Source organism: Pinirhizobacter soli (genome assembly GCF_015905305.1).
Taxonomy (GTDB): Bacteria; Pseudomonadota; Gammaproteobacteria; order Xanthomonadales; family Rhodanobacteraceae; genus Pinirhizobacter; species Pinirhizobacter soli.
On the sequence record NZ_JADZLQ010000001.1, the window covers coordinates 756,626 to 774,785 of the forward strand.

Sequence of the window (18,160 nt, forward strand, 5' to 3'; positions counted from 1 at the left end):
TAAGCGATTGCCGCATGCTTATCCACGCGCCTATCCTATGAATCGGCCATTTGAGGCCACTTTTTCCAGCCGGTCATGAAAGGCGGTCATAACCCATGCGCAAGGATTTCCACGAACTGAGCGCCTTCCTTGCCGTCGCCCGGGAGTGCAGCTTCACCCGCGCGGCCAAGAAACTGGGCACCACCCAATCGGCGCTCAGCCATAGCGTACGCAAGCTGGAAAGCCGACTGGGCGTGCGCCTGCTTACCCGCACCACGCGCAGCGTGTCGCCCACGGAAGCGGGCGAACGGCTGTTGGACAACATTGGCCCGATGTTCGACGACATCGAAGCGGAAGTCGCAGCTTTAAGTTCCTTCCGCGAAAAACCCGCCGGCATGATCCGCATCACCGTGTCGCAGCACGCATCGGCCACGGTGATCCAGCCGATGCTCGCACGCTTCCTGCCGAACTATCCGGACATCAAGATCGAAGTATCGATCGACAACCAGCTGGTGGACATCGTGGCCGACCGCTTCGACTTCGGCGTGCGCATCGGCGAGCAGGTCGCCAGCGGCATGATCGCCATGCGCATCGGGCCGGACTTCCGCATGATCGTGGTGGGGTCGCCCTCGTACTTCAAGGATCGGAAGCCGCCCCTCACCCCGCAGGACCTGGTGTCGCACAACTGCATCAACGTGCGCTTGCCCTCGTACGGCGCGCTGTATCCGTGGGAATTCGAGAAGGATGGCCGCGAAATCAAGGTGCGCGTGGAGGGCCAGCTGATCATGAACAGCGGTCCCCGGATCCTGGATTCAGCCATTGCAGGCCTTGGCCTTGCTTGGGTTCCCGAGGACCTCGCCAAGCCGTATCTGGACGATGGACGATTGATCGCGGTGCTGGACGAATGGTGTGTGCCATTTCCGGGTTATCACCTGTATTACCCGAACCGGCGGCATACGTCGTCGGCCTTCACGTTGTTTATCGAGGCGCTGCGGTATCGAGGGTGATGATCTTCACGCGGCATCCAGTAAGGAAACTCTCGCTTTCATGAGTACCGCAATCATGCTGTTCCGCCGCGACTTGCGGCTGTCTGACAACACCGCATTGGCTGCCGCCTGCAGCGAGCATGCGAAGATTCTCCCGCTCTACATCCAGGCGGACCGGGAAGAAGCCCCGTGGGAGATGGGAGCGGCAAGCCGATGGTGGCTGCATCATTCGCTAGAAGCGTTGCAGGCGGACCTCCATGAGCAAGGGGTGCATTTGCAGCTTGCGCAAGGCGAGACACTACACGTGCTGCGCCAGGTGATCGATCGTAGCGGCGCTGAAGCGGTCTATTGGAACCGCCAATACGAGCCGGCGGCCATCGCACGCGACACCCACGTCAAGGCGGCTTTGCAGGACGCGGGTGTCGCCGTACACAGCCACTCGGCCAACCTGTGGTCCGAACCCTGGCAGGTGAAAACCCAACAAGGTGAGCCGTACCGCGTCTTTACGCCGTACTGGCGCAACCTGCGCCAGACGATCAGCACGCCATCGCCACTCGCGGAACCTGAGAAGGTTCAGTGGGCGGAACTATCCGGGGGTCTTCCGCTGGAAGCGTTCGGCCTATTGCCTCCCGTGCGCTGGGAAAAGGGCTTTGGCGAAACATGGCAACCCGGCGAACGCGGCGCCAACGAAGCACTGGAACTATTCTGCGACGACGCCCTGGGTGACTACGCCACCGGACGCGACAAGCCCGCGAGGCACGGCACTTCTCGGCTATCGCCGCACCTTCATTTCGGTGAGATCTCGCCGCAGCAGATCCATCGCACCCTACACTCGCAGCTGCAACGCGTGGACGCGCGCCGTCGCCCGGTTATCGAGCCTTACCTGCGCGAGCTGGGCTGGCGCGAGTTCGCGCATCACTTGCTGTACCACTTTCCGCACACGCCCACCGAAAGCTTCAACCCCCGCTTCGCCAAATTCTCCTGGGCCAGCGAGGACGAAGCGCAACTTGAACGTTGGCAGCAAGGCCGCACCGGCATCCCACTGGTGGACGCCGGCATGCGGGAGCTATGGCACACCGGCTGGATGCACAACCGCGTGCGCATGATCGTGGCAAGTTTCCTCACCAAGAACCTGCGTCAGCACTGGCTCACCGGAGCGCGCTGGTTCTGGGACACCCTGGTGGACGCGGACCTGGCCAACAACACGCTCGGCTGGCAATGGGTGGCTGGCTGCGGGGCAGATGCGGCGCCGTATTTCCGGGTGTTCAATCCGGTAACGCAGTCGAAGAAGTTCGATCCCGAGGGCGCGTATCTGCGCAAGTGGTTGCCCGAACTGGCCAACCTGCCTGTCGATCTGGTGCACGAGCCATGGAAAGACGAGTCGGCACGCAAGCGCTCGGGATATCCGATGCCTATGGTTGAGCTGGGCGCATCACGCCAAGATGCATTGAACGCGTTTCAGTCGTTGCGTGGGCGGTGAACGCCTCTGGCAAGTTCAGGTGGCCATAGCTCCGGATGGGCTTCACACAACGGGTTCAATATCTCAAAAATCAGAGCGCCCATAACCTTGCCTGCAGCTTTCCGGAAGCGGTTGAACTCATCCTCCGGAAGCACATTCTGAACATGCCCAACTGTTTCATCCAAGATCTTCAGGCAATCGCGCATCCGCGCGTTCACTTCGCCAGCCAGCGCGTTGTCGAAAATCATCAACTTGAATCCTCAAAAGCCAGACAGGTGGTCATTCGCTCCGCACCGATCGCGGCAGCCTGCCTTCGAAGCATAAGAGCATCGCTCTGGACAATTCCAGTCCATAAATTCTTGAAGATGGGAAAAGAGGCAGCTGACCAGCAGCAAAGGGCTGCTCTAGATACCAAACCCACCACAGCACCGGCTGCACGCAGGCAGAAGCCCCCCAGCCTCGCTAAGCGCCGTCCGCAGCGCTTCTATATTCGAGTGATTCCAGATGCCCTCAAGCCCGGCATCCCGAACATTGGCAATCGGAAACCGATAGCACCGTCCATGCACGGGTACTGATTCACCATCAGCGTCGACCATCAGAATGCGAAAGGCATCGTGGCAGCGACGGCCAACGAACTGCGAGGGATGGTGATAGTAGATGTCCAGGTCCGCCTCGCTCGTGCGATCAGGCTGGATCGTGACGCTGAACGGCCAGGTCGTGGCCTTTATGTCGGCCAGTTCGTCGGCCAGGCGGACGATGTCGATCGTCGTCGGATCGGATTCGAAGCTGTTCGAAGGTGTGGCGGGATAAGTCGCGCCATAGAGCATGTTGTGTTCGTTCGCCATCGCTGGCGTCACGAAATTATTGTGGATCAGCCCGACATGCTTCAGTGGTAGATCACTGATGTCGGTAAGGAAGGTCTTCAGGTGACCGACGTTGTGTTCGCTGATCGTGCAGAAGACGGAGATCTCGGGCGCATCCTGTAGCCCCGCTACGGCCCTGATCCCCTCCACCGCGCGCGCGAAGCTGCCGCTGTGGCGACGGATGCGATCATGCAGGGCCGCAGGACCATCAAGCGAAACGAACAAACCGCGGCAGCGCCCTCCCCCGAACTCCGCCGCCCGTTTCGGCAGCAGCAGCCCATTGGTGGTGACCGTCGCATACAAGCCCAGCGCAGAGGCATAGGCCAGTGCGTCACCGAGCGGCCGCCAGGCGAGCGGCTCGGTAAATGCGAAGCCCAGGCGCGCCTCGGGGCAGAAGGCCGCCATATCGTCGGCGATGCCCTGGAACAGGTCCCAGGGCATGGACTTCGTCCGTGCCCCCATCAGGTTGGCGCCGAAGTTGGTCTCGCTATTGCCGGTGCCGACATCGCACATGAGACAACGCAGATTGCAGAAATTGTTGACCCCGAGAACGACATGCCCGGGCCGCGATGCCGTTGTGAGGCGGGCTGCCGGAAATGCCTGGGCGAGTGCGTTCATTGCGGGTGGATTTCCTCGAACGGCATGAGCGTGACTACGCCTGATCCACGTATGTGCCGTTCTCGGGGAATATGGTTACTTCGCGCCGTCGATGGGCATGATGTCCGGGCAGAAAAAAAGCGCCCACGAGGGGCGCTTTTTCTTTGTTTCTGCCGGAGTGGTTGGGAGACGCTAGACCCCACCCCTACCAACGCTTTCAGGCCCCAAGTCGGTGGTTTGGGTTGTGACCCCGATTCTGAGACCCCGGCTTGGCTTCGGCAAGCCGTCACCAGCGGACGCGCCAGCGACCACCCCCTGTACAAGTGGCGCAATGGTTGAGGAGCGTCCAGTCGTCTTTGCCTTCGAGTCGAATCAATCCCTTCCGGGCCTTGTGGGCGCTGTGTGCCGACTCCCAGTTGTTATGGCCGCAATCGGCAACCTGAACCAGGACGTCGTAGCCGGGCTTAGAATGGGTTTTCTTGTAGAACCGGGTTTCCCCGGGCTGAGGTTCGGGACTCTCCTCCCCGGCATTGGCCTCACCAGCCTCCTCCGGTTCATCGACAGCGTTTCCCTCCACCTCGTACCCGCCCTTCATCTGGGCAATGACTTGGTGGAGAGCCTTTATCTCTTCCCGCAATTCTTCGTTTTCTTTCAAAAACTCCTGGGCGAGGACCAGCTCCTCCGCTGTGGACTTTCCGTCCTCCTCCAGCTTCCGGATGCGCATCCTTGCCCGGTGGCTGCGAATCTCCTGGATTTCAAAGGGAGGCTCGACGCCAAGGGCCGCCGCGCTCATTACGGTCATGCGAAGCTGGTCCCTCAACTTCTCCATCCCCTCGCCATCCCTGTCGAGGTTACTCAACCGGTCGGGGGTCCAGACCCGTCCCGGCACCCTATGCTCGACTGTGCCCTTCAGAACGGGCCAATAGAGGCGCACCGCGCCGTTGAAGCAGGACAGTCTGCTGCCAACTTCGTCCGTTAATCCCCAGCTGGCTTCCTCACTGAGGCGGACCAAGGTGGCGAGTGCCGAGAGGTCCCGGGCAATTTGCTTGGACAGCCCCGGCCATCGCTCTTCACCTTCATCGACCGAAACCGCCACGATAGGCATGGTCCGGCGAGGCGACAGGATGCTACTGGCCAGCCTGATGCCGTCGGCCTCCTCGGTAAAGTCGATGACACCACCAGCGCCCAGCTTCGTGGTTCCCAGGCTCCAGTCATCACGGAGGCCACGAATCTTGTGGATGATTTCGGGACACCGTGGGACAACGAACCCGGGCCGGATGATGCTGTGGCTGTTCCGCGCCGCCAAAGTCAGATACACAACTACCCTCAGTGAGGAACGGACAACCCGGAGGGCCGTCCTGAAGGTATGCCCGTCGTATGTGGGCTCCTCCAGAATAACTTCCCTGAGATCGCCCTGGTCGTTCGAGAAGAACGCCTGCGTTACGGAGCCGGTCTGCCCCTCGGTCTTCGAGACAAACGTTGACTTGTCGGCAGAGAGGTCGGCGACCCCTTTTCTGTTGAGCCAAGAATCGACCACCGAATCGATTTCTTGATAAAGCACCCGCCCCTCTGCCTCGTTGAGGTCCGGAATCTCCATCAGGTACGCCGAAAGGTGTTGCATTTCCATTCCCCGCCTGTCCGCATTGGTACAGGCATAGCGGCAGACTCCAGAGTTCCTTTAGATTCACCCTCGCCTTACGATGTCAGAAAACGTGCATCGAAAATTGCGGATGCCACATTCGGTCGTCCCAGGTTCTGGAAACGGGCCAAGGAGGCTTGGGCGGGATGCCAGCGAGGATCTAACCCTTCCGGGGTGCCGTAAACCTGAAGCCAGTCCCTACCCCGTAAGCTCGGGTAAACTCCGGCGGTCAACAGGGGGAGGACAGGGATATGCCAGTTACCGCGCTTACGCCGGTCAAGCAGTTGAATCTTGATTTGAGCAACTACCGGACCTTACCGCAGCCAGATGAGCGCAGCGCCGTCGAAGCGATTATCGCCACGAACCCAGATTGGTTTTGGGCATTGACCCAGAGCCTGCTCGATGATGGCTACCTGCCCACGGAAAACATCCTGGTGCAGAAGGAAGGAACGGGCCCGCGCGCTGCCCTTGTCGTCAAAGAAGGAAACCGTCGCATCTCTGCCCTGAAGCTCATCCATGGCTTGATTCCGACGAAGGGCCTCCCGGTTCCCGCAAGCATTCTGGGCGCCATTCAGTCCTTGCCAAGGGGTTGGAAAAAAGATAACGCCAACGTTCCAACGGCCATCTATGGCCCCGACGAAACCGAGGTCGTCAACCGCATCCGCAGCCTGACCCACGGCAAGGGTGAAAAGGCAGGACGCGACAAATGGACGGCAGTGGCAAAGGCCAGGCACAACCGGACCGAGAACGGAACATCCGAGCCAGCCCTCGACCTTCTTGAAAAGTACTTGAATAAGGGCAAGAACCTCACTGCCCAGCAGGCTCAACGGTGGGCGGGTGATTTCCACCTTACCGTCCTTGAAGAGGCGATGAAGCGCATCGCAATCCGCTTGGGCTGTGCCAACAGCCCCGATGTTGCCAAGACTTACCCGAGAATCAAGAACCGTACCGAGCTGGAAGAAATCATCAAGGATATCGGCCAGCAGGAGCTGGGCTTCGACACCATCCGCAAGACAGATTTTGCATCGGCCTATGGCATTCCGCCGCTGCCGGACAAGGGTGGTTCGGGAGGAACTGCTGGCGGGGGCGGCAACCCTGGGGACGGAACCAAGGGCGGCAAATCTGGGGGCGGGACTAGTGGCGACAACTCCGGAGGGGCCAATGGTCCTGGAGCGGGCGGCGCTCCTGGGCAGGGAAAAGGCCTCAAGGCCGTTGCAATGAACGACCCTCGGCGGGTCAAACGTGTCCTTCGGGCCTTCACTCCCAGGGGTAAAAACCGTGAAAAGGTTGTGTCCCTCCAAAGCGAGCTACTGGAGCTCAACCTCGATAAAAACCCGATTGCTTTCTGTTTTCTGCTTCGAAGCATGTTTGAGGTGTCAGCAAAAGCCTATTGCACCGACCACAAGGCTGCTGGCCTCAAGGCGGCCAAGGACGGGCGGGATAGGCCGCTGGTTGAAGTCCTCCGGGACATCACCAAGCATCTAACGAATGACAAGAACGACAAGGAAGCACTCAAGCATCTCCATGGGGCCATGACCGAACTTGGCCGCAATGATGGACTCCTATCCGTGACATCTATGAACCAGCTTGTCCATAACCCGAATTTCTCCCTGCGGTCCGGCGACATCGTGGTGTTGTTCGGAAATGTCTTTCCGCTCCTTGAAGCGATGAACTGAGGCGGCGGTAGCCATGGCAACCCGATACCACACACCACTCCGCTACCCAGGTGGCAAGCAGAAACTCACCCCCTTCGTGGTAGAAGTCCTCGAAGCCAACAACATGATTGGGGGTGAGTATGCAGAGCCCTATGCTGGTGGCGCCGGGGTGGCTCTGGAGCTTCTCCTACGGAAGCATGTGCGCAAGATTCACCTCAACGATTCGGCGTTGCCCATCTATGCTTTCTGGCGCTCGGTGTTGAAGGAAACCGATGCCCTAAACAGCATGATTGCTTCGGCATCCCTGACTGTGAAGGAATGGAGGAAACGGCAAGACATCGTCCGGAACCCAAAGGGGCACACCCTCCTTGAGGTCGGATACAGCGCCTTTTTCCTCAATCGCTGCAACCGCTCCGGTGTTCTGTCAGGCGGCGTCATTGGAGGCCTCGACCAGACCGGCAACTGGAAGATGGATGCCCGATTCACTCGCAATGAGCTTATCCGGCGCATAGAAACCATCGCGGACCGTAAATCTTCCATCGTGGTCAAGAACTGGGATGCCGAACGATTCATGACGGACCACGTAGGCGGCCTTCCGGATGACACGTTGGTGTACTGCGACCCTCCGTATTTTGAGAAAGCCAGCCGGTTGTATCTCAATTCATATGGACCGGATGACCACGAGCGCATCGCCAAATACATCCAGGCAAAGGTGCGACACAAATGGATGGTTTCGTACGACAGCGCGCCTGAGATTCTGGCCTACTATAAAAAGCGCCGGTCGTTTCTGTACGACCTTCAATACAATGCCTCAAGGGTATACCAGGGTCGTGAGGTCTTCATTTTTTCCGACGACCTCAGGGTACCCAAGGTGTCGGAACTCCCCTATATCGACGACGCCCTTTTTGATAACAAAACACGCCTGAGGGCTCGCAGAAGCAGCCGTGCGGCGGCGTAGGCGAGGCCTTGATGTCGGCCAAAAACAAGGGCCCAATCAGGGGCCCTTGTTGAATCGGTCGTATTGGCAGCCGGTCTATGGGCGGATTTGCCGCTGACCGAATCGTTCTGCCATCCGGAATAGCGGTCGGTGAAAAGTTCAGGCGAGGCGCCCGAGATCCTTCAGCATTTGATTGCTAGAACCAAACAGCGGACGTGGTCCCTATGAGCGGCATGTAGCAGGGCGGTCCATAGGTCCGCAGAGGCCCGGACGTGCGGCAGGGTGAGCAAGCCCTCAACCGTGAGGTGGTCACCGTTTCAGGCGGCGTCTTGCAGTTGGCGTTGCAACTCCATGTGCATGGGTGGGCCTCCTGCTCAATGTAAGAAAACGCATATAAAAACTGGCTGCTGCGACACTCTGTTGTACTAGGTTTTGGGTGGGGTCAAGAGGGGCTTGGAAGGGGGTTCCAGACGGGGATGATGTCGATTGAAGAGAGAGATGGCTCTAAATTAGCTTGGTTTCATGGATTTAAATAAATATGCATTTGCGATAACACTTCCCTTGCGAGTCAATAAATCCGCGTCTAGACTGAAATAGTCAATTACAGGGGAGACAGACATGGCTGTCGCATCGAGAAAAGCCTCCGTACGCAAGACGGCGAAGAAAGCTGCAAAAAAGGCCGTCAAGAAAACCGTCAAGAAGGCCGTCAAGAAGGCCGTCAAGAGAGGAATCGCGAAGAAGGCCGTCAGAAAGGCGGCGGCGAAGAAGACTGTTGCCAGAAAGACGGCGAAAAAGGCGGCAAGAAAAACAGCCAGAAAGAGCGCCGCACGCCGGTCGGGCGCCTCTACGAGTTCAAGGGACGGCTCAGGCAACGGCGGCGGGCCGAAAAGGGTAGGCTGATGGAACTGAAAAAAGCCTGGGAGAACCGAGATCTCTTTACCAGCAAGGCAAGTGAGATAACCCGTCAGCTTGGGTTCTCGGGGATTGCCGTTATCTGGATTTTCAAGAACGGGGGCACGAGCAATCTAGTGCCTGACGACCTCGTCCTCCCCCTCTTCCTACTTGTCCTGACGCTGCTGGCCGACTTGCTCCATTACATTGCCGGAAGTCTGGAGTGGCAGCTGTTTACCAGCCGGCAGGAAAAAAAGACCGGCGCAAAAGAAGGAACCGACAACATTGCCGATGCCCCGGCCTGGCTCAATTATCCACATACGTGCTTTTTCTATTCAAAGCTTGTCCTGCTGGTCGCAAGTTACGCCGTGCTGATACACGCAATGAGTGCAAGACTTTAAGGGTTACCGAGTTTCCTTCGTATCTTCGGACTCAGTTGCGCCCACATCCAGTCTCCCCAACCCCGGGTATCGGAGACAGGCAAGAGCAGCGGTAACCACAACCCCATCGTCCGTTTCCTGTTGATACGCACTTTAACTGTAGCCACCGCCCGCAATGGAACTCCGACTACCACCTTTGGGGTTCGCAGGAAATTGCGAAAAGATGTCCGAACTGTGAGGCAGTGCACATCCATCGATGGATGACACGTTTGTAGGCATTCGCCTACAGCGCCCGGGAACCACGTTTGGTATATCTGCGCGGCATCCGGACGCCTGTCCAGGATGTTTCGGCACGGTGGTCAAGCGCAGGGGAAAGAAATGAAGCTGATTCTAAAAGGCGTTCTTACGCTTGTACTCGCTTGTGTGGTCGATTGGGCGGCTGCATCTGCTGCCTTTTCGCCCGCATCTGGTTCCTCAACGGCCGGCGCCAACTTCATACCCGTAAGACAAAGTTTGAGCGTTCCACACGCTGGCACCTCATCGATGGCAGGAACGACACCACCGGTCGGTCCTCCTTATTGGGGTGCACCGTATATGCAATACGGATACAACAACAACGGACCGTTCGGCGACATCGGAACAGCAGTTGCCGCATGGTGGGCTGATTATCAGAACGTTTATCCGAGTGCTTTTCCTGGCTGCTCGTACACGCAGACAATGACAGACCCGTATACCCCTGATAACGCTGACGGCATATTTGGTGAAGTTGTGACGATGCCCCTTGTCGGCTCAACCTGTGGCGGCTGGGGGCGAGTCGTTGCCACGTCTTACAATACTGACCCAGCTCGAAACCTCGGTGGTTCAGACTGCTCTTGCGGTGAAGGTGACGCATCCGCTGACACAAGTACAGGCACTGAAAATTCAGGAAATGAAGATGCGATGGGCGCGCCTCTTGCGGGCGACCCCATTAACGTTGCTACCGGCAACAAGGTTCTACAGGCCACCGATTTCAATGCGCGCGACTGGTTGACCTTTCGAAGGTTCTACAACAGCGACCCTTCGGTTGTTTCAACCAGCATGGGAATGCGCTGGCGCCACTCCTTCGACAGGTCCCTGACAGTCATGAGCGGCAGTGCTGGGCCTTCAGCGGTCAGCGCTTCACGCCCTGATGGCCGTTCAGAAAGGTTTACGCGGTCAGGGGCCGAGTGGAACTCCGATGTTGACAACCCAGACACGCTTGTCGAGACCGACGACGTCAACGGCACTCCCACCGGCTACACACTCAACGTCGCCTTGCTGCATCACATCGAGACCTACGACGCGTCCGGACTCTTGCAATCCGTGGCCGACGAAAACAGTCAAGGGATTGTTCTGACCTACAGCACCACCTTGACAGACCCGGCTGTTGCACCCAAGTCTGGCCTTCTTCTCGTTGCCACAGCTTCCGATGGCCGGGCACTCAATTTTACGTACGACAGCGCGGGTCATCTTCACCAGATGACGCAGCCGGATGGCGGCACGTTCGTCTACGGTTACGACAGCACGGGCAACCTGACCACCGTCCAGTACCCGGACACGAAAGTCCGCCAGTACCTCTATAACGAGCAGAATCTGACAGGTGGCAACAACCTGCCTTCGGCCATGACGGGCATCATCGACGAGGCGGGCGGCCGGTTTGAGAGCACGTCGTTCGATGGCCTCGGCCGGGCGACATTTACGTCCCTCGCCGGCGGTGCCGGGCAAACCACCATCAGCTACAACGCTTCCTCTTCTGGCATTACCTTTGCCCTGGGCGGCGGCGCAACGCAGACATTCCTGGCTCCCAATGGACATATCCGCACCGCCAACTACGATGCGACCTGCAAGCCGGCCTGTGGCACCCAATGGCAGAGCCGCACCTACGACGCCAATGGGTATCCGTCGAGCTATACGGATTTCAATGGCAACTTGACCCAGGTTACCTACTCTTCCTCCGGCCTTCTCGCAGAGATGGTTGAGGGGTCGGGTACCGCAGTTCAGCGGACCACAGACGTCGTCTGGGATAGCACCTTCCGTCGCCCGACACTTCACACACTCAAGGACGCGGCCGGAAATCTGGTTACCAAGCGGGAGTGGATCTACAACCTCCGTGGGCAACCCGTCGCCCAGTGTGACATCGACCCCGTCAAGGCAGGCACGTATGCCTGTGCCGCCACAGGGACGCCGCCCGATGGTGTAAGGCGGACGACGTACACCTACTGCGATGCAATTTCGGCGAACTGTCCGCTGATTGGACTTGTCCTGACCATGGATGGCCCCCGGACAGATGTCACGGACGTCACGACTTACTCCTATTACACATCCAGCAGTATGACGGGTTGCGGGACACCCGGCGCGGCATGCCACCAGGCGGGCGACCTGTACCAGGTCAACAACGCGCTGGGCCAAAAGACAACGATTGCATCCTATGACGCAAATGGGCGCGTCACCCGCATCACCGACCCCAATGGCACCAACACAGACTTCACCTATACGCCGCGCGGATGGGTGCTGACAAAGACTATCGGTGGCGCCGTGACAACCTATGGCTACGACGCCATGGGAGACATCAATAAGGTAACCGACGCGGACAATGTTTTCGCTACCTACACCTATGATGCGGCCCACCGGCTCACCGACGTGACTGATGCGCTGGGCAGTCATGTTCACTACACGCTGGACGCCGCTGGAAACCGCACTGCCGAAGTGACATACAACACGACTGGCGCGGTGGTCCGCAAGGTGACGAGGGCATTTGATGTTTCGGGCAAGCTTATCGGCGTGACGGATGGCCTGAATCAGCAGAATTTCCGCGCCGACTACGCTGACAGTTATGACGGAAATGCAAACCTCGTGCACTTTTCTGATGCGCTGGGCGTACAGGCCAACCAGGCTTTCGACGCACTCAACCGGGTCAAGGCTGTCACCAACGACTACAACGGCACCAATGCTTCCACCAAAAATGCGCAGACCTTGTATGGATATGACGCAAAAGATGCGCTGACGAGCCTGACTGATGCGGCTGGCCTGACAACCATGACGCCATTGGATGGCCTTTCCAATCCCACCAGCACCACAAGTCCTGATGCCGGAATGTCGAGTGAGACATTTGATGCGGCGGGCAATGGACTGGTGCACACCGACGCCCGGGCCATCACCGCAACCCGCGCGTACGATGCCCTAGGCCGACAAACCTCGACATCCTATGTGGATACGTCGCTGAATGTCAGCTACCACTATGACGAGGCCAACTCGGTCACCGGGTGTGTGAATTCAGAGCCAGTCGGAAGGCTGACACGTGTGGTCGAGCTCAATGTGACCACGACCTACTGTTACGACGCACGCGGGAACGTCACCTCAAGGTTCCAGGCGCTCGGCACAAATACGGACAAGACGTCCTTTGCCTACACCTCAGCGAACCGAGTCAAGTCTCAGACCTATCCGGACGGCGGCATGGTCGTCTATACGCGGGACGCGAATGGAAGGATTGCATCCGCGATGTTCACCCCGTTCGGGGGTGCCGCAACGACCGTTGTTTCGGGCATCACCTACCTGCCCTTCGGCACGGTGTTGTCGTACCAGCTCGGAAACGGCCAGACGGTTGCACGCACATATGACCTAAACTACGAGGTGTCAGATGTCTCCAGTCCGGCGTTCTCACTTCACGTCGCGCGTGATGCCGGGCGAAACATTGTCGCCCTGGGGCAGTCTCCCGGTGCAACACCCGCCGATGAAACGTTCAGCTATGACGCGCTCCATCATCTGACGGACCTCTCGGACGGCGGCTCTCCGGTCGAGGCCTATACCTACAATGCCTCTGGTGACCGGTTGTCCAAGGTCGCGGCAGGCCTCGCTACCGGCACCTACGGCTACCAGACCGGGACGCACCGGCTCAACGTGGTCGGGTCGGGGGCCAGAACTTTCGATGCTAACGGCAACACGAGTGCCGTGGTCGCAGCCGGACAGAACCTTGGTCTTGGGTACAACGGCCGGAACCGCCTCACGGTCGTCCAGGCGGCCGGGCAGACAGTTGGTACGTACATCTACAACGCCTTCGGCCAGCGTGTCAGCAAGACTGCGACCACTCCTTCCTCAACAACCGAGCGGTTCAACACCGGGGTGTCGGGAGAGCTGCTTTCCGAGCAGGGAACCGCCAACCGGGACTATGTCTGGGTCGATGACCTTCCCGTTGCGTTGTTCGATTCCGGGTCCCAAGGCACTTCCATCTCCTACATCCATGCCGATGGCCTCAATACACCGAGGGCCGTCACGACGGGAACGACCGTGGTGTGGCAATGGCCCTACCAGGGCAATCCGTACGGCGAGCAGCAGCCCGCCGGAGGCCTGACCCTCAATCTGCGTTATGCAGGCCAGTACTTCGATGTGGAGTCCGGTCTTGTCGACAACGGCCAACGGACGTTTGAAGCCGCCACAGGACGGTATCTGCAGAACGACCCCTCCGGGTTCAATGGCGGCGTCAATCTTTACGCATACGCCATGCAATCTCCGCTCAACTTCATTGACCCGACAGGCGGGGTTCCACGGAGTGTTTCATGGGCTGGATGGGGTGCAGCAACGGGGGCCATTGTCGGCGGCGGCTTGGCTATCGGCGCCGACTATGGGACCGCCGGCCTAGCAATCCCTGCAGACGGCGCAATTGTCGCTGGAGGCGCCGCAGTCGGTGCCGCTGGTTTCGGCGCCCTGGGGAGCTTTGCCGACTGGGTAGAAGCGCAGGCCAACAATCCCGTCTATGCCAAGCCGCCTGAGAATGCTTACGATAAGGACGGTCCAAAAGCGCCCGGGCTGCCGACACCAGAAGACGGATACGTTCCGCCGAAGGGTGGCCCGCAGTGGGTACCGAATCCCAACCCTGGCCGGGGTGGCTCTGCATGGGGATGGCTCGACAAGAGCGGTAAGGTGTGGTGCCCGTCGGGACCCGGTGGCCGAGCCCATGGTGGTCCACACTGGGATGTACAGACACCCGGCGGCGGAAATAAAAACATCTTCCCGCAATAAAAACATCCTCCCGCAAAGGTAAGTATTCGGATGAAAAACATGCAGGTCATCGATGATGCCATCAACTGTACCTACAGCATTTTTGCCCTCACGGATAAGGAGTTCGAACTGATATTTCCGGACGGCCGAGATATCGAGTTTGCAGATGAGCTTTTTGAGCGTCTTGGCGATGACCTTGCGGCTAGAGTGATCAACCCGGCATGGAGCCGCCCCGTTGCCAAGGCTGAGGCAAACGGCATCCATGGGACGATTTTTTATCAATGTCCAGAGAAAAAGCAGTTCTATCCAACAAGAAAATCCTTGGAATTTAAGCAGCATGGAGATGACCTTTAGAAGTGAGCCACTCCCCAAAAAGGGTATGCGCCAGTGAATGACGGCTAGGAAGGGCTCCGGAACCCCGGTCCGGCTCAGGGCGGCTGACTGTGGGGATGACTCGACACCTTGGCCGGGATGCGAATCTGCACTCTAGCGGTTGGTCTTCTTGTCGCCCTTGGCAGTTCGCTCTCCGTTGCCGGATGTGGCCCCAAAGGCGCCATTCGCCGACAAGGTTCGCGAGGACAGCGTCTTTGAAATCATCTGGGGTGTCCGGAATATGGGGGCGCCTTCAATGAAACCCCGGCAAACTACCTAGATCTCGCCAAGCGTCACTTTGCGTACCGCTCGACCCCGTGCGCCATAGACCCTATTGAGTACAGGTCAACAGGTGATGTGGTCGTCGTTTGCGCCCAGTTCGACAGCGCCTCACCCGATTGGGACGGCAAGACCGATGCGGCCAGGTATGGCGACCCGGCGGCCTCGTGTGACCCGATTTGTGACCCTGGACGTTATGTCTCCGCCAACAAAAAAGCCCTGCACTTGCAGGGCTTTTTCGCGTCTGGCGGAGAGGGTGGGATTCGAACCCACGTTAGGCCTAAACCTAAACCGGATTTCGAATCCGGCGCATTCGACCACTCTGCCACCTCTCCTTTGGTCGTCGAGCACGGGCATGCCGCGTCGAGCTCGCAATGATACGGGGGCGGGTGATCCGTGACAACTCCCGGGCGGTGGGGCATCCTCCCCTTTGGGCGGGGATTTCCGCCTGTAAATGAATGAAACGACGCTTCCATGATCGAATTTGGGCACGGCACGCACCCGGGGATGGCCCGGTCGCGCAACGAAGATACCTACTACGCGGACCCTGCCCTGGGCCTGTTCCTGGTGCTGGACGGCATGGGCGGGCACCGGCATGGGGAACTGGCCTCGGCCAGTGTGCGCGACGGCGTGGTGGAGCGGGTGACACGGGGGCAGTCCCTACTGTCGGCGCTGACGGCCGCCAACGATGAACTGCTGATGCATACCCGCAACCTGCCTCACGCCCGGCCGATGGGCAGCACGGTGGCCGCGGTGCGCCTGACGGACGGTGGCTGGGAGGCCGCCTGGGTAGGCGACAGCCGCATCTATGTCGACGACGGTGAACTCTGCCGGCTGGTCCATGACGGAAAGCTGGCCGAGGCCCTGGCGGAAAAAGGCGAGTGGCCGGAGTCACGCGATACGGTCGCCCCGCGCGGGGTGATGAACCAGGCGCTGGGCGTCACCGGCAACGAGCAACTTTATGTGCAGATGTGCCGGGGTACCTGGACGTCGGGCATGCGCTTGCTGCTGTGTACCGACGGGCTTACCGAAATCGTGGATGATGCAAAGCTTCAAGCCATCGGCACGCGCACGGAGCTCGGCGCGCAGGAAGCGGTGGAGCAAATGATCCTGGCGGCGCTCGATGGCGGAGCCCGGGACAACGTCACCGCGATCCTGGTGCGGCACGGCTGAAACACCGCGGCTAGGCCACCGACTGGCCAGATTCCACCGATTCATCGACCAACGTACGCCACACCGTGGCACCATTCGATGCCTTGTCGATCGCCTGCAGCCGCTGCTCGTGCAGCGCAGCTTCCGCTTCGTTGGCACGCAGCACCTTGGGCCGAGCTGTGATGGTGAAGCCCTGCAGCGATACGTGGTTGCGCGAAGGCGCGCCAGCGTCGAAGGCCAGGTCCAGCACCACCTGGCCGGTGGTCATGTACAGGTACACATCCGCCAGAAGCTGCGCGTCCAGCAGGCCGCCGTGGAGGTCGCGATGGGTGTTGTCCACGCCCAAGCGCTTGCACAGTGCATCCAGGCTGTTGCGCTGCCCGGGGTAGCGTTCGCGCGCCATCACCAGGGTGTCGAGCACGGTGGCGTGATCGGTCACCTTGCCGTAGTCGCCCGCCATGGCAAGCTCGGCATTCAGGAAGCCAACGTCGAAGCTGGCGTTGTGGATGATCAGCTCCGCGCCCCTGATGAAGTCCAGGAAATCGTGAACCACCTCGGCGAATTTCGGCTTGTCGAGAAGGAACTCATCCTCGATGCCGGTCACGGCGCGCGCACCTTCGTCGATGGCGCGCCCGGGGTTCAGATAGGTATGGAAGGTGCGGCCGCTGGGCCGGCGCTCAAGCAACTCCACCGCGCCAATTTCGATCAGGCGATGACCCTGGCGTACTTCCAGGCCCGTGGTTTCGGTATCAAGGACAATCTGCCTCATGCGGCCACACCGCCGTCCTTGAACACCAGCGCCTGCTCGCGCGCGGCTTCGTCCACGCGCTCGTTCTCCACGTGGCCGTTGTGTCCCTTCACCCATTGCCAGCGAACGCTGTGCGGCGCCTTGGCAGCGGACAGGCGTTGCCAGAGATCCTGGTTCTTCACCGGCTTCTTGTCGGAGGTTTTCCAGCCGTTGGCGATCCAGCGGGGCATCCAGTCTTCGATGCCCTGCATCACGTAGCGGGAGTCGGTGGTCAGGCGTACCTGGCAGGGGCGCGTCAGTGCCTCCAGGGCGCCGATGGCGGCCATCAGTTCCATGCGGTTGTTGGTGGTGGCCGGATCGCCGCCGGCGACCATGCGCTCGGTAGTGCCTGCGCGGAGCAAGGCGGCCCAGCCACCGGGGCCCGGATTACCGAGGCAGGCGCCGTCGGTGAATGCTTCAACTTCGTTCATGCTTTCCTTCATGCGGTAGTTCAGCGCGCCGCGCGGCGCGCGCCAGATACAAGGCTACCGGACTGCACCGGTGCGTTGACAGCCTTGATCACGCGTAGCGGTGTGGCGGCGACGCGCTGTTTGCGTGCCAGCAGGATGTACGCCCCGCCCGCCAGGCTGCTGCCCTCGCCCGTGGTGATGGACGGCAACACCTGGCCGGCACGGTGCACGGCAATAACGTGCAAGTCCGCACGGCCACAGGCCGAGCGCAGCATCACTGGCTGGCGCAGGCTGGCCCGGGTGCCACGGGCGCGCCACTGGAACCACGGCGCCCAGGCGCTCACCGGGTGAACGCCGGTAATCGCAAGGAAGCCGCCGGGCGCGAGCACGCGGGCGGCCTCGGCGATCAGGTCGTCGCCATCGGGAACGATTTCGACGGCGTGGCGCAGCACCACCACGCCGAACGCGTCGTCCTGGAATGGCAGGGGTTCGTTGGCGCGAGCCTGTACGTCGCCCTGCCAGCCGCCGCGCGCCAGGTGCAGGCGTGCCCAGCGTCCGAGCAAAGGCAGCGGCGGTGGGACGATCTCGGGCACCGGTGCGATGTGCAGCGCGTGGTCGCCGGTGGAGCGCGCCAGTTCCGGCGCCAGCACCGCCGACTCGCTGGCCAGCAACGCGCGCATGGGCGGCAAGGCGTAGAGGTCGGGGGGCAGCTGTGGCATCGGCGTGGGTGCTTTGGCAAGGACGGACTCATGTCCTGGCGC

The 18,160-nt window shown here is 60.0% G+C and carries 15 protein-coding genes and 1 tRNA gene; 9 read left to right on the forward strand and 7 right to left on the reverse strand.

Features of this window, described 5'->3' with window-relative positions:
• Positions 1-95 precede the first annotated feature (95 nt).
• Together NDK18_RS02950 and NDK18_RS02955 are read left to right on the forward strand one after the other, a co-directional pair.
• Positions 96-986, forward strand: coding sequence for a LysR family transcriptional regulator (locus NDK18_RS02950; protein ID WP_250627049.1), 891 nt, complete (start codon positions 96-98; stop codon positions 984-986).
• Between the two features lie 40 nt (positions 987-1,026).
• Positions 1,027-2,445 (forward strand): cryptochrome/photolyase family protein, encoded by a 1,419-nt coding sequence (locus NDK18_RS02955; RefSeq protein ID WP_250627050.1) that lies wholly within the window; start codon positions 1,027-1,029, stop codon positions 2,443-2,445.
• On the opposite strand, the gene NDK18_RS02960 is transcribed toward NDK18_RS02955, so the two are convergent.
• The 3 genes from NDK18_RS02960 to NDK18_RS02970 all read right to left on the reverse strand — a co-directional run bounded on the left by NDK18_RS02960 (position 2,424) and on the right by NDK18_RS02970 (position 5,505).
• A complete protein-coding gene (locus NDK18_RS02960; protein ID WP_250627051.1) occupies positions 2,424-2,672 on the reverse strand; it encodes a hypothetical protein in 249 nt (82 codons plus the stop codon). The genes NDK18_RS02955 and NDK18_RS02960 overlap by 22 nt on opposite strands.
• Positions 2,673-2,828: 156 nt before the next feature.
• Complete coding sequence (locus NDK18_RS02965; protein ID WP_250627052.1) at positions 2,829-3,905, reverse strand: radical SAM protein; 1,077 nt, start codon at positions 3,903-3,905, stop codon at positions 2,829-2,831.
• A gap of 265 nt (positions 3,906-4,170) precedes the next feature.
• Positions 4,171-5,505: a syntaphilin domain-containing protein gene (locus tag NDK18_RS02970; protein ID WP_250627053.1), complete on the reverse strand. Its 1,335-nt coding sequence runs from the start codon at positions 5,503-5,505 to the stop codon at positions 4,171-4,173.
• 269 nt (positions 5,506-5,774) lie between these two features.
• On the opposite strand from NDK18_RS02970, the gene NDK18_RS02975 reads away from it, so the two are divergent.
• From NDK18_RS02975 to NDK18_RS03000, 6 genes are all read left to right on the forward strand, one after another.
• Positions 5,775-7,199, forward strand: coding sequence for a hypothetical protein (locus NDK18_RS02975; protein WP_250627054.1), 1,425 nt, complete (start codon positions 5,775-5,777; stop codon positions 7,197-7,199).
• A gap of 13 nt (positions 7,200-7,212) precedes the next feature.
• On the forward strand, positions 7,213-8,136 hold the full coding sequence (locus NDK18_RS02980) for a DNA adenine methylase (RefSeq protein ID WP_250627055.1): 924 nt from the start codon (positions 7,213-7,215) through the stop codon (positions 8,134-8,136).
• Between the two features lie 597 nt (positions 8,137-8,733).
• Positions 8,734-9,015: a hypothetical protein gene (locus NDK18_RS02985; protein ID WP_250627056.1), complete on the forward strand. Its 282-nt coding sequence runs from the start codon at positions 8,734-8,736 to the stop codon at positions 9,013-9,015.
• On the forward strand, positions 9,015-9,407 hold the full coding sequence (locus NDK18_RS02990) for a hypothetical protein (protein WP_250627057.1): 393 nt from the start codon (positions 9,015-9,017) through the stop codon (positions 9,405-9,407). Before NDK18_RS02985 ends, NDK18_RS02990 begins: the two co-directional genes overlap by 1 nt.
• Before the next feature lie 321 nt (positions 9,408-9,728).
• Entirely contained in the window at positions 9,729-14,420 is a 4,692-nt protein-coding gene (locus NDK18_RS02995) for an RHS repeat-associated core domain-containing protein (protein WP_250627058.1), read from the forward strand.
• 39 nt (positions 14,421-14,459) lie between these two features.
• Positions 14,460-14,753: a hypothetical protein gene (locus NDK18_RS03000; protein ID WP_250627059.1), complete on the forward strand. Its 294-nt coding sequence runs from the start codon at positions 14,460-14,462 to the stop codon at positions 14,751-14,753.
• Positions 14,754-15,295: 542 nt separating this feature from the next.
• On the opposite strand, the gene NDK18_RS03005 is transcribed toward NDK18_RS03000, so the two are convergent.
• Positions 15,296-15,385 (reverse strand) — tRNA-Ser (locus tag NDK18_RS03005).
• 139 nt (positions 15,386-15,524) lie between these two features.
• Here NDK18_RS03005 and NDK18_RS03010 point away from each other — a divergent pair.
• Positions 15,525-16,223 (forward strand): PP2C family protein-serine/threonine phosphatase, encoded by a 699-nt coding sequence (locus tag NDK18_RS03010; protein WP_250627060.1) that lies wholly within the window; start codon positions 15,525-15,527, stop codon positions 16,221-16,223.
• A 10-nt stretch (positions 16,224-16,233) separates the two neighbouring features.
• Here the strand turns inward: NDK18_RS03010 and dnaQ are convergent, their stop codons facing one another.
• The 3 genes from dnaQ to NDK18_RS03025 are packed head-to-tail and all read right to left on the reverse strand — an operon-like array spanning position 16,234 to position 18,118.
• Positions 16,234-16,971 (reverse strand): DNA polymerase III subunit epsilon, encoded by a 738-nt coding sequence (dnaQ, locus tag NDK18_RS03015; protein ID WP_250627061.1) that lies wholly within the window; start codon positions 16,969-16,971, stop codon positions 16,234-16,236.
• The gene (gene rnhA / locus NDK18_RS03020; RefSeq protein ID WP_250625781.1) at positions 16,968-17,420 is read right to left on the reverse strand and encodes a ribonuclease HI; all 453 of its coding nucleotides are present in this window, start codon (positions 17,418-17,420) and stop codon (positions 16,968-16,970) included. The genes dnaQ and rnhA overlap by 4 nt, the downstream gene beginning before the upstream one ends.
• Positions 17,421-17,440: 20 nt before the next feature.
• The gene (locus NDK18_RS03025) at positions 17,441-18,118 is read right to left on the reverse strand and encodes a class I SAM-dependent methyltransferase (RefSeq protein ID WP_250625780.1); all 678 of its coding nucleotides are present in this window, start codon (positions 18,116-18,118) and stop codon (positions 17,441-17,443) included.
• Positions 18,119-18,160: the final 42 nt, after the last annotated feature.